15 protein-coding genes are annotated in these 12,792 nt (G+C 74.7%); 4 read left to right on the top strand and 11 right to left on the bottom strand.

What is annotated here, in order from left to right:
- Nucleotides 1-26 precede the first annotated feature (26 nt).
- On the bottom strand, nucleotides 27-398 hold the full coding sequence (locus KME80_RS39740; RefSeq protein WP_219514576.1) for a hydrophobin family protein: 372 nt from the start codon (nucleotides 396-398) through the stop codon (nucleotides 27-29).
- Between the two features lie 79 nt (nucleotides 399-477).
- Entirely contained in the window at nucleotides 478-1,050 is a 573-nt protein-coding gene (locus KME80_RS39735) for a TetR/AcrR family transcriptional regulator (RefSeq protein WP_219514573.1), read from the bottom strand.
- Nucleotides 1,051-1,139: 89 nt separating this feature from the next.
- On the opposite strand from KME80_RS39735, the gene KME80_RS39730 reads away from it, so the two are divergent.
- Complete coding sequence (locus KME80_RS39730; RefSeq protein ID WP_246646512.1) at nucleotides 1,140-1,925, top strand: SDR family NAD(P)-dependent oxidoreductase; 786 nt, start codon at nucleotides 1,140-1,142, stop codon at nucleotides 1,923-1,925.
- Between the two features lie 8 nt (nucleotides 1,926-1,933).
- Here KME80_RS39730 and KME80_RS39725 read toward each other — a convergent pair whose 3' ends face one another.
- The 3 genes from KME80_RS39725 to KME80_RS39715 are packed head-to-tail and all read right to left on the bottom strand — an operon-like array spanning nucleotide 1,934 to nucleotide 3,324.
- The gene (locus KME80_RS39725; RefSeq protein WP_219514571.1) at nucleotides 1,934-2,329 is read right to left on the bottom strand and encodes a VOC family protein; all 396 of its coding nucleotides are present in this window, start codon (nucleotides 2,327-2,329) and stop codon (nucleotides 1,934-1,936) included.
- A 3-nt stretch (nucleotides 2,330-2,332) separates the two neighbouring features.
- Nucleotides 2,333-2,944 carry an SRPBCC family protein gene (locus KME80_RS39720; RefSeq protein ID WP_246646511.1) on the bottom strand — a complete coding sequence of 204 codons (612 nt, stop codon included), beginning with the start codon at nucleotides 2,942-2,944 and terminating at the stop codon, nucleotides 2,333-2,335.
- A complete protein-coding gene (locus KME80_RS39715; protein ID WP_219514564.1) occupies nucleotides 2,941-3,324 on the bottom strand; it encodes an ArsR/SmtB family transcription factor in 384 nt (127 codons plus the stop codon). The genes KME80_RS39720 and KME80_RS39715 overlap by 4 nt, the downstream gene beginning before the upstream one ends.
- Nucleotides 3,325-3,393: 69 nt before the next feature.
- Here KME80_RS39715 and KME80_RS39710 point away from each other — a divergent pair, with 69 nt between their 5' ends.
- Nucleotides 3,394-4,665, top strand: a complete 1,272-nt coding sequence (locus KME80_RS39710) for an RNA polymerase sigma factor (RefSeq protein WP_219514511.1) — start codon at nucleotides 3,394-3,396, stop codon at nucleotides 4,663-4,665.
- Nucleotides 4,666-4,728: 63 nt separating this feature from the next.
- Here the strand turns inward: KME80_RS39710 and KME80_RS39705 are convergent, their stop codons facing one another.
- The 3 genes from KME80_RS39705 to KME80_RS39695 form a co-directional block, all read right to left on the bottom strand.
- Complete coding sequence (locus KME80_RS39705) at nucleotides 4,729-5,499, bottom strand: putative protein N(5)-glutamine methyltransferase (protein WP_219514509.1); 771 nt, start codon at nucleotides 5,497-5,499, stop codon at nucleotides 4,729-4,731.
- Nucleotides 5,500-5,625: 126 nt separating this feature from the next.
- On the bottom strand, nucleotides 5,626-7,053 hold the full coding sequence (locus tag KME80_RS39700) for a pyridoxal phosphate-dependent decarboxylase family protein (RefSeq protein WP_219514506.1): 1,428 nt from the start codon (nucleotides 7,051-7,053) through the stop codon (nucleotides 5,626-5,628).
- Nucleotides 7,046-7,669, bottom strand: a complete 624-nt coding sequence (locus tag KME80_RS39695; RefSeq protein WP_219514496.1) for a helix-turn-helix domain-containing protein — start codon at nucleotides 7,667-7,669, stop codon at nucleotides 7,046-7,048. Before KME80_RS39695 ends, KME80_RS39700 begins: the two co-directional genes overlap by 8 nt.
- A 240-nt stretch (nucleotides 7,670-7,909) precedes the next feature.
- Here KME80_RS39695 and KME80_RS39690 point away from each other — a divergent pair, with 240 nt between their 5' ends.
- Nucleotides 7,910-8,731 carry a nitroreductase/quinone reductase family protein gene (locus KME80_RS39690; protein WP_219514494.1) on the top strand — a complete coding sequence of 274 codons (822 nt, stop codon included), beginning with the start codon at nucleotides 7,910-7,912 and terminating at the stop codon, nucleotides 8,729-8,731.
- On the opposite strand, the gene KME80_RS39685 is transcribed toward KME80_RS39690, so the two are convergent.
- Genes KME80_RS39685 through KME80_RS39670 form a run of 3 tightly spaced genes read right to left on the bottom strand, consistent with a single transcriptional unit; the run spans nucleotide 8,732 to nucleotide 12,289 of the window.
- The gene (locus KME80_RS39685) at nucleotides 8,732-9,955 is read right to left on the bottom strand and encodes an MFS transporter (RefSeq protein ID WP_219514491.1); all 1,224 of its coding nucleotides are present in this window, start codon (nucleotides 9,953-9,955) and stop codon (nucleotides 8,732-8,734) included.
- Nucleotides 9,952-11,022: a MerR family transcriptional regulator gene (locus KME80_RS39680; protein WP_308126117.1), complete on the bottom strand. Its 1,071-nt coding sequence runs from the start codon at nucleotides 11,020-11,022 to the stop codon at nucleotides 9,952-9,954. Before KME80_RS39680 ends, KME80_RS39685 begins: the two co-directional genes overlap by 4 nt.
- A 52-nt stretch (nucleotides 11,023-11,074) precedes the next feature.
- Entirely contained in the window at nucleotides 11,075-12,289 is a 1,215-nt protein-coding gene (locus KME80_RS39670; RefSeq protein ID WP_308126116.1) for a PP2C family protein-serine/threonine phosphatase, read from the bottom strand.
- Nucleotides 12,290-12,441: 152 nt separating this feature from the next.
- Here KME80_RS39670 and KME80_RS39665 point away from each other — a divergent pair.
- On the top strand, nucleotides 12,442-12,792 hold a 351-nt coding region (locus tag KME80_RS39665), incomplete at its 3' end, for a hypothetical protein (RefSeq protein WP_219514489.1).

Here is a 12,792-nt window from a genome sequence, read left to right as displayed (position 1 = left end):
GCCGGAGGGCGCCAGGTGTTGCACCGTCAGGGCGCCGGTCTGGGCGGGTTGGGGAGCTGGGCGATCTCCTCGGGGGTCAGGGCGCGGCAGCCGAGCGCGATCACGCCGCTGAAGGAGTTGTTCTCGCACATCACCGCGACGGTCGCGCAGGTGGCGGCGATCGTGGCGGCGATGACGCGGATCGGGTTGCAGGTCAGGCCGATCTGTCCCTTGGGCAGGGCCGCCGCGGGCAGGCCGAGCAGGCTGAGGAGCAGGGCCGTGCTGGGCGCGGTGGCCGTGGTCGTGATCACGCAGCACTGTGGCGCGGGGTCGGCGTGGGCCGCCGGGGCGGCCAGGACGAGGCCCGCCGCGGCTGCGGTGGTGGCCGCGGCGGCGGCCAGGGTCCTGCGGATGCGCATCAAGAGCTCCGTACGTAAGGGACGATCATTACGATCAGCCACGTACCCCCAACAATGTGTTACGCATCAACAGAACTGGTCAAAGCCGGTCGGCTATCGCGGTGGCCAGCTCGATGACGGCGGCCCGGCGGCGGGCCAGCGCCTCGGCGGGGTCGGGCTCGTCGAGGATCAGGCGGCGCAGTTGCGGCACCGAGAAGTTCCACGCGACCAGGCCGATGAGGGTGAACAGCCAGTCGCGCGCCCGCCGCTCGTCGGGCATGCCGGCCTCCATCAGGGCACGGACGTTGGCGCGGTAGCCCTCGACGCGCTCCCCCTCGCCCGGCACCGGGCCGTCGCCCGACTCCAGCGCCTCCCACAGCAGCAGCCTGACCAGGTCCGGGTTCTCCTGGTAGCGGTCGAACAGCTGGCCGGCGATCTCGGGCAGCTTGCGCGGGTCGAGGTCGAGCGTGTGGCAGATCTCCTGCAACTGCGCGGCCACCACGGCGCCGAACAGCTTCTCCTTGTTGCCGAAGTAGAGGTAGATCGCCTGCTTGTTGGCGCGCGCGGCGGTCGCGATGCGCTCGATCCTGGCCCCGGCCAGGCCATGCTCGGCGAACTCCGCGCTGGCCGCGGCGAAGATCCGCTGCCTGGTCGCCTCGGCGTCGTACGTCATGGAAGGAATTAAACCATCCGGTTGACATGCGGGCCGAATCACGCCACGATCTAAACCAACCAGATGGTTTATTGCTGAAGGAGACCACCATGTCCGTCGCCCCCATGCCCGTCAGCACCCCGCTGCCCGCCGCGCTCGCCGGCCGCACCGTGCTCGTCATCGGCGGCAGCTCCGGCATCGGCCTGGCCGCCGGCGAGCTGCTGCGCTCGCTCGGCGCCCGCGTCGTCCTCGTGGCCCGCGACAAGGCCCGCCTGGACGCCGCCGTCGCCCACTGCCTGGCCGTGCCCGGCGCCACGCATGACGACCCCGTGCTCGGGATCGCCGCCGACGCCGGCGACGAGCTTGAGCTGGACCGCGTCTTCCAGCAGGCCGGCCCCGTCGACCACGTGCTGGTGACGGCAGGCGGCTTCCAGGTCGGCCCGCTCGACGCCACCCCGCGCGCCGACGTGCAGGACGCCGTCGACAGCCGGCTCTGGGGCGCCTACGCCGTCGCCCGCGCCGCCGCCCCCCGCCTGCCCGCCGGCGGCTCCATCACGTTCACCTCCGGCCTCTACGCGACCCGCCCGCTGCCCGGCATGGCCGCCGCCGTCGCCGCGATCGGCGCCGTCGAGGCCCTCACCAAGGCGCTGGCCGTCGAGCTGGCCCCGCGCCGGGTGCGCGTGAACGCCGTCCGCTACGGCGTGTTCGACACGCCGCTGGCCCGCGGCGCGCTGGGCGCGGCCACCGACGAGGCCGTGGCCGAGGCGGGCCGCGCCTTCCTGCCCGGCCGCCTGGGCACCCCCGCCGAGGCGGCCGCCGCCCCGATCTTCCTGATGTCGGACAACTACGTCTCCGGCGCCGTCATCCCCGTCGACGGCGGCCAGAGCCTCGTCTGACCCGCCCCTCAGGCCAGGTTGAGCTGCCAGGACACGCCGAACCTGTCGTTGACCCAGCCGAAGCGCTTGCTGAAGCCGTGGTCGCCCAGCGGCATCAGCGCCGCGCCGCCCTCCGACAGAGCCGCGTACAGCCGCTCGATCTCGTCCGCCGACTCGCACTGCACATACAGCGACATCGACGGCGTGAACGTGAAGTCGTGGCGCACCGCGCTGTCGATGGCCATGTACTCCTGCCCCGCCAGCCGGAACGTGGCGTGCAGCACGCTGCCCTCCGCGCCCGGCCCGTCCGGGCCGTAGCGGGTGACGGAGACGATCTCCGCGTCGTCGAACAGCGACACGTAGAAGGTCATGGCCTCCTCGGCCTTGCCCTCGAACATGAGAAAGGTGGTGATTTTCTGGGACATCGACTACTCCGGTTCCGGTGCGTAGAAGGCGGTCGTCGCCTCGGTGGCCGCCGCGACGAGCCCGGCGTCCGCGCCCGAGGCGAGGTACGCCTCGCCCCAGGCCCGGCTGCTGGCGACGATGGCGGCGCGCCCCTGTTCGGTCTCGTGGAAGTGCTCGTGGTCGGGGATCGGCAGGCCCGCCAGATGCATGGCGAGACCGAGCACGGACAGGTCCCAGCCCACCCCCACCGCGCCGGGGCCGTACCGCGACCAGAACTCCGCCGCCACGACGGCGGTGTGCGTCAGCTCGAAACGGGTGCCGTCGCCGTCGGGCGCCAGCGTCACCTCGACCTCCGAGGCGGGCGCGTCGCCGAAGACCCACGTCACCCTCAGCAGCTCGGGCGGCTCGCAGGCCAGGATCTCCCCGCCGGCGTTGCCCTCAAGCTGGTACGTGCCGCCCAGGCGCAGGTCGCCGCTGATCGGCAGCAGCCAGCGGCTGATCCGCTCGGCCGTCGTGAGGGCGTCCCACACGTCCTCGGCCGCGGCGTCGTAGTGACGGGACAGGACGACGGACTTGGCCTCGCCCTTCTCGGTCACCGCGCGGTGGGCGCGGGTGACCTCGTCGATGATGTTCATGCGGACTCTTCCTTCGTGGTGGGCCCGGGCGTGGTCGGCTCGGGCGGGCCGGCGGCGCGGCGGGCGCGCTTGCCGCGGGCCAGCTCCGTCGCCAGGGCGTCGAGGCGCTGGCTCCAGAAACCGCGGAAGCGCTCCAGCCACCGGTCGACCTCGCGCAGCGGCTCCGGGTCGACGGCGTAGAGCCGCCGGGTGCCCTCGGCGCGCACGGTGGCGAAGCCGTTGTCGCGCAGCACCTTGAGATGCTGCGAGACGGCCGGCTGGGAGATGCCGTGCTCGCGCTGGATGACGGCGGTGACCTCGCCGGAGCTGCGCTCACCGTCGGCGAGCAGCTCCAGGATCCGGCGCCGGACCGGGTCACCGAGTACGTCGAATGCATGCACGACCTCACTATTTCAGTCGCAGCTTATATAAGTCAAACCCGGTATAAAGTGGCGGGCTAGGGTCGGAGCGTGCAGGACGTCGAGGAGGCCGTCACCCGGGCGTTCCAGGAGGAATGGGGGCGCGTCGTCGCCACCGTCATCCGCATGACCGGCGACTGGGACCTGGCCGAGGAATGCGCCCAGGACGCCTTCGCGCAGGCGCTGCGCCACTGGCCCCGCGACGGCGTCCCGCGCAGGCCCGGCGCGTGGCTGACCACCGCCGCCCGCAACCGCGCCACCGACCGGCTGCGCCGCGAGGCCGTCGGGGCGGCCAAACTCCGCCAGGCCGCCCTGCTCGCCCCGCAGTCCGAGCCGGACGGCGACGGCGGCGACGCCGACGACAGCGGCGTGCCCGACGACCGGCTGCGGCTGATGTTCACCTGCTGCCACCCGGCGCTGCCGTTCGAACAGCGGGTGGCGCTCACCCTGCGCACCCTCGCCGGGCTCACCACGGCGGAGATCGCGCGGGCCTTCCTGGTGTCGGAGGAGGCCATGTCGCAGCGGCTGGTACGCGCCAAGCGCAGGATCCGCCAGGCCGGCATCCCCTACCGGGTGCCGCCCGCCCACCTGCTCCCCGAACGGACGCGTTCCGTCCTGGGCGTGCTCTACCTGCTGTTCAACGAGGGCTACTCCGCCAGCGGCGGCGACGACCTCGTCCGGCGCGGGCTCAGCGGCGAGGCCGTCCGCCTGGCCCGGCTGCTCACCGGACTGCTGCCCGGCGAGCCCGAGGCCACGGGGCTGCTCGCGCTCATGCTGCTGCACGACGCCCGCGCCGCCACCCGCACCGGGCCCGACGGCGCGCTGGTGCCCCTGGAGGAACAGGACCGCTCCCGCTGGGACGCCGACCGCATCGGCGAAGGCGTCCGGCTGCTGGAGGACGCCCTGCGCCAGGGGCGGGCCGGGCCCTACCAGATCCAGGCCGCCATCGCCGCCTGCCACGGCACCGCCCCCACGGCCGCCGACACCGACTGGCCCCAGATCGCCGCCCTGTACGACCGGCTCGCCCGGCTCGTGCCCTCCCCGGTGGTCGAGCTGAACCGGGCGGTCGCCATCGGCATGGCCGAAGGGCCCGCGGCCGGGCTCGCGCTCGCCGACCGGCTGCGCGAGTCCGGCGCGCTCGCGGGCTACCACCTGCTGCCCGCCACCCGCGCCGACCTCCTGCGCCGCCTCGGCCGCCCCGGCGAGGCAGCCGACGCCTACCGCGAAGCCCTCAGCTCCGCGCCGACCACCCCCGAACGCCGCTACCTGACCCGCCGCCTGAACGAAGTCCGCGCCCAGCAGGACACCACCCGAACGGCCTGACACCGCCCACCAGGGCGACGCCGCCGGGTCGGTGGCCGGTGGAAGGGCCGGTGTCGTGGGGGGTCAGCGGGGGCGGGTGGCGATGATCACGGTGGCGGCCCATGCGTCGGAGCGGGCGACGCGCGGCGCCAGGCCGTGGCGGGCGACGGCCTCCAGGGCGGGCGGGACCTGGCGGTCGCTGGTCTCGAACAGCAGATGCCCGCCCGGGGCGAGCCAGCCGGGCGCCCCGGCGGCCACCCGGCGCAGCACGTCCAGCCCGTCGGCGCCGCCGTCGAGCGCGAGCCGCGCCTCGTGCAGCCGCGCCTCGGCGGGCAGCAGCCCGATCTCCCCGGTCGGCACGTACGGCACGTTGGCCAGCAGCAGCCCGATCCGCCCGCGCAGGTCCGGGGGCAGCGGCTCGTACAGGTCGCCCTCGTGGACGCGGTCGGCGGGCAGGTTGCGGCGGGCGCAGGCGACGGCGGCCGGGTCGAGGTCGGCGGCGTGCAGCTCGGTGCCCGGGACGGCGGCGACCAGGGCGGCGCCGAGCGCGCCGGTGCCGCAGCACAGGTCGACGGCCACCGTGCCGGGTGCGGCGAGGGCGATCGCCTGCTCGACGAGGAACTCGGTGCGCGGGCGCGGCACGAAGACGCCGGCGTCGACGGCGACGCGCAGGCCGCGGAACTCGGCCCAGCCGAGGACGTGTTCGAGGGGCTCGCCGGCGGCGCGGCGCTCGACGAGGGCGTCGAGCGCGGCGGGCGTGCGGGCCGCGCCGGCGAGCAGGCGGGCCTCGTCTTCGGCGAAGACGCAGCCCGCGGCACGGAGGCGGGCGACGACGGCGGGCGGAGAGAGTGACATGAGCGCCTTTCGGGATGAACGGGGCGCTCTCCCGGTCGCCTCAGGAACGGCGGGCCGCGTGAGGTGAGAGCACCCGGACGGAACAAGCGGGAATGGGTCTCACCTCCTCGAATTTCGGCTGCGACACTATCGGAGCCCCGCGGAGCCCGGCAAACCGGTCAGCTCCTTGGCGGCGGTGCGGATCTCGTGCAGCAGCACCGCCAGGTCGTCCTCGGTGGTGGCGGGGCTCAGGACGCAGGCGCGCAGCGCGTCGGCGCCGCCCAGCCGGGTGCCGGTGAGGAACGTGACCCCGCGCCGCTGCACGGCCGCCGGGAGGGCGCGGTTCACCAGGTCGGGATCGCCTGAGCCCGGGCGGTAGCGGAAGGCGGCGATGGAGGTGACGACGGGCGCCATCAGCTCGAAGTCGGCGGCGTCCTCGACCATCGCGCCGAGCGTGCGGGCCAGCCGGGTGGTGTGGCCGACCAGGCGCTCGATGCCGTCGCGGCCGAGGTGCGACATCGTCGCCCACGTCTTCAGCGCGCGGAACGGCCGCGTCTGCTCGGGCCCGTACTCGGCGAACCAGCCCAGCTCGTCGGCGTTCTCGTCCACCAGGTACGACGGGACGAGGCTGAAGGCGGCACGCGCCTCGGCGGGGTCGCGCAGCAGCGCGCAGCCGCAGCCGACGGGGACGCCGAGCCACTTGTGCGGGTCGAGGGCGAGCGAGTCGGCCAGCTCGAGACCGGCGAAGGCGGACGGGTCGGCCAGCACGCCGAGCGCCCCGTAGGCGCCGTCGACGTGGAACCAGAGCCCGTGCTCGGCGGCGACGGCCGCGATGTCGGCGAGCGGGTCGACGGCGCCGCTGTTGACGGTGCCCGCGCTCGCCGCCACGCAGAACGGCCGCAGCCCGGCCGCCACGTCCTCGGCGACCATCGAGCGCAGCGCGGCCACGTCCATCCGGTAGGCGGCGTCGACCGGGACGGTGCGGATGCGCCGGGAGCCGATGCCGAGCAGTTCGGCGGCCTTGCGCAGGCAGCTGTGCCCTTCGGCGGACACGTACACGACCATCGGCGGGCGGCCGGACAGGCCCTCCTCGCGCACGTCCCAGCCGTCGGCGAGGGCGGCGCGCTGCCGGGCGGTGGCCAGGCAGATGATCGTCGCCATGGAGGCGCCGCTGGTCAGCAGCCCGCCGCCGGGCCGGTGCGGGAAGCCGACGAGGCCGGCCAGCCAGCGCACGACCGTACGCTCCAGCAGCGGGCCGGCGTGGTCGCCGCCCGCGCAGCTCGGGTTGAGCGCGGCGGCCAGCGGCTCGACGAGCACGCCGGCCGGGTTGGGCGGCGAGTTGACCCAGCCGAAGAAGCGCGGGTGCCCATTGCCCATCGGGTAGGGCAGCACCCGGGCGCGGACGTCGTCGAGCAGTTCGTCGAGGCCGCGCCCGGTCCCGGGCAGGTCCTGGCCGGTGAGCCAGAGGCGGTCGGCGTCGGCGACGGGCCGCCAGACGGGCTCCTCGCGCAGGCCGCCGAGGTGGTCGGCGGCGAGGCCGGCGGCCCGGCCCGCGGCGTGGCGCAGCTCATCCAAGGTGGGTCTCCGTTCGCTGGTCGTGGTGCGTGACGGCGGGCCCGCCCAGCTCCATGGCCAGGTAGTACACGCAGTCGGTGGCGTCGTCGTCGTTGGCGAAGGCGTGGCGGCGGTCGCCCGGGTAGTAGGCCGAGTCGCCGGCGCGCAGCACGTGGGCCCGGTCGTCGACGGTCAGGCGCAGGCTGCCGGACTCGACGGCGACGTACTCGCGCGAACCTGGCGCGTGCGCGGCGAACTCCCCCGCGTCGACGCCCGGCCCGATCGTGGTGCGCATGAACTCGAACTCCACGTTCGGCAGCACCGGTGACAGCACCCGGCGCTCCCATCCGGACGGGTCGCGCACCACGCGCTGCTCGGCGTGCCGCAGCACGGCCGGCACCTCGCGGACGGGCTCGTCGAGCAGCCGCGCGATCGACGTGCCGAGGGCGGTGGCCAGCCGGTCCAGGACGAGCACGCTGGGGGTCTTGGCGCCCCGTTCGACCTCGGAGACCATGCTGCGGCTGATGCCGCTGAGCTCGGCCAGCCGGTCGATGGACAGCCCGCGGGCCCGGCGCTCGGCGCGGACGCGGGCGCCGAGCTCGGCCATCGACAGGCCGGTGGAGAGAACGCCATCCATGTTGTCCCACTATAGGGGTGGTTTGTCCGCGATAGTGGTGATGTTGACAGCTGAGGTGAGGCCGCGTGTAATGATCCGGCAGGTCGCGTGTCGTCGCCCGGTGGACGGCGGGGGCATGGAGGCCGTGACAGCAGGGGGACGATACCGTGACTTCACAGCTCACAGGCAGCGCCTGATCCGACCGCGCCCGCGCGCCCCCTCATCACCGGCATTCCCGCACGCCTGACAGAGAGCTTCAGCATGCCCAACGGCTTCAACCAGTCCATCATCGACCAGTTCCGCGCCAGCAACGGCAGGGTCGGCCCGCCCTTCGAAGGGGCCCGCCTCATCCTGCTCACCACCACCGGGGCCAGGAGCGGCGCCCGCCACACCACCCCGCTCGGCTACCTCGCCGACGAGGGCAACAGCCGGATCTTCGTCATCGCCTCGGCCGGCGGCTCGCCCCGCCACCCCGCCTGGTTCCACAACATCCTGGCCGACCCGCGCGTCACCGTCGAGGACGGCGCGTTCACGTACGAGGCCACCGCGGCCGTCCTGGACGGCGCCGAGCGCGACGAGATCTTCGCCCGCGCCGTCGAGGCCGACCCCGCCTGGGCCGACTACGAGACGAAGTCCGGGCGCACGCTGCCCGTCGTCGCCCTCACCCAGACCGCCGGCGGCCCGCCCGACCTGCGCGGCGGCGACTTCCTCAAGGTCGTCCACGACGCCTTCCGCCGCGAGCTCGCGCTGATCCGCGAGGAGGTGGCCGAGTCGGGCGCCGGCCTGGGCGCGCAACTGCGCATCAACTGCCTCAACCTGTGCCAGGGGCTGCACTTCCATCACACGATGGAGGACACGCGCATGTTCCCGCACCTCGACGGCGCCCGCCCCGACCTCGCCCCCGTGCTGGCCCGGCTCCGCGAGGAGCACCGCGTCATCCAGGAGCTCGTGGACGAGCTGCAGAAGGTCGTCGCGAGCGGCGGCGGCGACGTGCTCGCCGAGGTCGAGCGCCTCACCGCCGAGCTGGAGGCCCACCTCGACTACGAGGAGGAACACCTCGTCCCCGTGCTGAACGGCGGCTGATCAGCCCGCGTAACGCCGCAGCCCCGGCGCGGCCCGCGCGATCAGGGCCACCGCCGCCACCGTGAGCAGCCCGCCGGCGCAGATCGTCACCTGCGGCCCGTACGCGGCCGCGGCGGTCCCGTGCAGCAGGTTGCCGATCTGCGGGCCGCCGACGAGCACGACCGTGAGCGAGCCCTGGACCCGGCCGCGCACGGCGTCGTCGGTGTGCGCCTGGGTGATGGCGTTGCGGAACGTGCTGAGCAGGAAGTTGGCCGCGCCGCCGAGCAGCAGCGCCGCCAGCGCCTGCCACAGCTGCCCGGCCAGGCCGAGCAGCACCACCGTCACCCCCCACACGGCGGCGGCCCACGCCATCAGCGCGCCCTGCCGCCGCGCCCGGGTGAACGTCCCCGACAGCAGCCCCGCCGCGAACACCCCCGCCGGGTAGGCCGCGTAGAGCAGCCCCAGCTCCACGCCGCCGCCCGCCGGGCCGCCGTGCACCGTGCCGGCCAGCTCGGGCAGGACCGCCGACGGCATCCCGAACACCATCGCGGCCAGGTCCACCGCCAGCACCGCCACCAGCACCCGGTTGCCCGCCAGGTAGCGGAACCCGGCCAGCACCTGGGCGGGCGTGGAGCCCCTGCCGCCCTCCGGAGCCGGGATCGGCGGCAGCCGGAACACCGCCCACACCACCGCCAGCAGCGCGAGCGCGTCGAACAGGTAGAGCGAGCCCAGCCCCGTCACCGGGATCAGCACGCCCGCCAGCAGCGGCCCGATCACCGAGCCGGAGTAGCGGGCCAGCGAGCTCAGGCTGTTCGCGGCGGCCAGCAGCCCGGCGGGCACCAGCCGGGGCACCACCGCGCCCGTCGTCACCATGATCGTCCCGAACGTGGCGCCCTGGCAGGCCACCAGCGCCAGCAGCACCGCGACCGACCTCAGCCCGGCGGCCTGCTGCGCCCACAGCCCCGCGTACGTCAGCGCCAGTCCGCAGTGCGCCGCCAGCAGCAGCCGCCGCCGGTCCATCACATCAGCCCGAGCCCCCGCCCACAGTGACGCCGTCACCAGCGCGCCGAACGACACCCCGGCCGCCGCGCCCACCGCCGCCGACGAGCCCGTCATCGCGAACAGCTGCGCCGGCACCGCCACCACGCTGAACGACCCGCCGACCGCGCACACCGCCGAGGCCGTCCACAGCCGCCGGAACGCCGGGACGGCCAGCGGCCGGCGGTCCAGCGTGAAGCGGCTCACAACGCCACCACGTCGGCCACGACGCACGCGATGTTGTCGGGCGCGCCCGCCGCGTACGCCAGGGCGAGCAGCGCGTCCAGGGCCGCCTCCGGGCCGTCGGCGCCCGCCAGCGCCGCGTGCAGGGAATCGGGCGCGACCACGGCCGACAGCCCGTCGGAGCACAGCAGGTAGCGGTCCCCGGCCTCGGCCGCGTGCAGCGACAGGTCCGGCTCCGTCCCGCCCTCCCCCGTCAGCGCGCGGGCCAGCATCGACCGGCTCGGGTGCGAGGCCGCCTCCTCCGGCGTCAGCCTGCCCTCGTCGACCATCGCCTGCACCAGCGTGTGATCGTGGGTGATCCGGAACATCTCGCCGCCGCGCAGCACGTACGCGCGCGTGTCGCCGACGTGCACCAGCGCCAGCCGTGACCCCGACCGCAGCAGCGCCGTCAGCGTGGTCGCCGGCCCGCGCGCGGACGCCTCACCCGGGCCGGCGAGCTCCTTGATCGCCTCACCGGCCCTGGCGACCGCGTCGGCGAGCGCGCCGAGCAGGTCCCCTTCCGGTACGGCCAGCGTCTCCAGCGGCTTGAGCGCCTCGATCGCCGCCGCGCTGGCCAGCTCGCCGCCCGGCCCGCGCACCCCGTCGGCCACCGCCAGCAGGCGGGCGCCCGCGTAGGCGGCGTCCTCGTTGCTGGTGCGCACCAGCCCGGACGCGGTCCTGGCCGCGTAACGGACGCCCACGGTGTGGTCGGCGGCGGCGCCCCCGCCGGACAGGTGGTCGACGAGGAACGTCGCCAGCCTGCCCCGGGCCGCCGTCTCGGCCTCCACCCGCGCCCAGTGATCGGCGACCGCCTCGGCGGCGGCGCCGGGCTCCAGGTCGCACACCTCGCGGATGCGGGCCAGCGGCATGCCCAGCCGCCGCAGCCAGGCGATCAGCCGGGCCCGCTCCACCTGGGCCGGATCGTAGAAGCGGTATCCCGACTCCCCGTCGACCAGGGCGGGCCGCAGCAGCCCGAGCTCGTCGTACAGCCGCAACGCCTTCGGCGACAGGCGCACGGCACGCGCGAACGCGCCGATCGTCAGTAGTTCCACATCGGACATGCTGGACCTTCCCCCAGGGGCAAAGTCCAGCGGGCCGTGGCGCTCAGATGGTCATCGTGGCCTGCCGGTCGGCCTGCCACTCGACCGTCACCACCGTGGCGTCGTCCTGGAGCCGGCCGCGCTGGTGGTCCAGGATCGAGTTGATCAGGCGGCGCAGCGTCTCGGGAGCCGACAGCCCGCCCGCCTCGTGGCGCACGATGAAGTCCACGAACCGCTCCAGCCCGAACTGCTCCCCGGCGGGGTTCTGCGCCTCGATGATCCCGTCGGTGTAGAGGAGCAGCCGGTCGCCGCGCTGCAGCTGATAGCGCTCCAGCCCCGACGACAGGCCCAGCCCGAACCCCATCGGCGGCGACGGCAGCTCGCTGTCGAGGCTGGCGACCAGCCGGCCGTCCCGCACCACCAGCGGCGGATGGTGGCCGCGGTTGATCCAGGTGAGCTCGCCGGTGTCCATGTCCAGGTCGGCCAGGATGCCGGTGGCGAACCGGGTGCGGCCGAACTGCTCGCCGATCGCCGCGTCGATCCCCTCGCTCGTGGCCAGCAAATCCTTGCCGGCGAGCCGGCTGTTGCGGCAGGCGCCGATCGCCATCGTCGCCGTCAGCGTCGCCGACAGGTCGTGCCCCATCGCGTCGAAGATCGACACATGCAGGTTGTCGCCCGCGATGCCGTAGTCGTAGGCGTCGCCGCCCACCTCGTAGGCCGGCTCCAACGCGGCGCTGAACACCACCCGGTCGTTGGCGAAGCTGCCGTGCGGCAGCAGGTTCCACAGCACCTCGGCCGACAGCAGCATCGGCTCGCCGCGCACCAGCGCCGCCCACGAGTCGCTGGAGCCCCGCTTGCTCACCAGGATGAGCGCGACCAGCGAGGCGAGCTGCCTGGCCCGCCACTCGACGGTCTCGTCCACGGTCTGGACCGTGGCGCCGAGCACGCCGATCCGCTCGGTGCCGTCGATCAGCGGCACCCACAGCTGCACGGCCGCCGGTTCGTCCTCGGCCTTGGCCCGCACGACCTCCACGTCGCGGAAGGACCGCCCCGGCATCGTGGTGTCGATCGACACCGGCGTCAGCGGCACGCCCCGGGCGTCCACCTGGCCCGGCAGCGGCACCAGCGTCAGCTGCCGCAGGTCGCACACGTACACCTTGGTGTGGGTGAAACCGGACAGGGCCGCGTGGCCGGCGATCAGGGGGACGGTGTCCTCCAGCGTGGCCGTGTGGCTGGCACGCAGGAGCCCGCCCAGCATGCGCTCGCCGTCGCTCAGCACCGTGCCGCCTCCCCTCCGACGGGCTCTTACCCGCGCGCGGGCGATCCTGCACCGGCCTCTCCCAGGAGGCCCCGCCTGGGCCCGGGACGCGGAGCCTTCCTCGCCGCCGCCCGGTGACGGAGAAAAGCCGCATGATCAGACGTTGACGTGACATGGACGATTCCGGGGACTTAGCCGGCAGCAGGCGGACGGGCGCGGGGGCGCGGGCGGTGGCCGGGCTGCTCCTGGTCGTGGCGGTCCTGCTCGGCCTGGTGGCGGGGCTGGGCGCGCTGTGGGCCGCCGCCGAGGCGAGCGGCAACCGGTACGTGGCGGTGACAGCGGCCGCACCGGCGCTGGCGGGCGTCACCTGGTGGCTGTGCCGGGCCGCGCTGCGCCGGGTCGCGGGCCCGCGGGTGCGGCGCTGGGCACCGATCGCGGTCGCCGTCGTGGAACTGGCGGCCGTCGCCGTCCCCGTCGCGGGCCTGCTGTCCGGCGGGCCGCCGGACCGGCCGATCGCGGCCGCG

The organism is Nonomuraea ceibae (assembly GCF_019396325.1).
In the GTDB taxonomy this organism is placed as follows: Bacteria; Actinomycetota; Actinomycetes; order Streptosporangiales; family Streptosporangiaceae; genus Nonomuraea; species Nonomuraea ceibae.
Note: the sequence above shows the minus strand (reverse complement) of the source record. Positions and strands in the feature narration are given on the sequence as shown.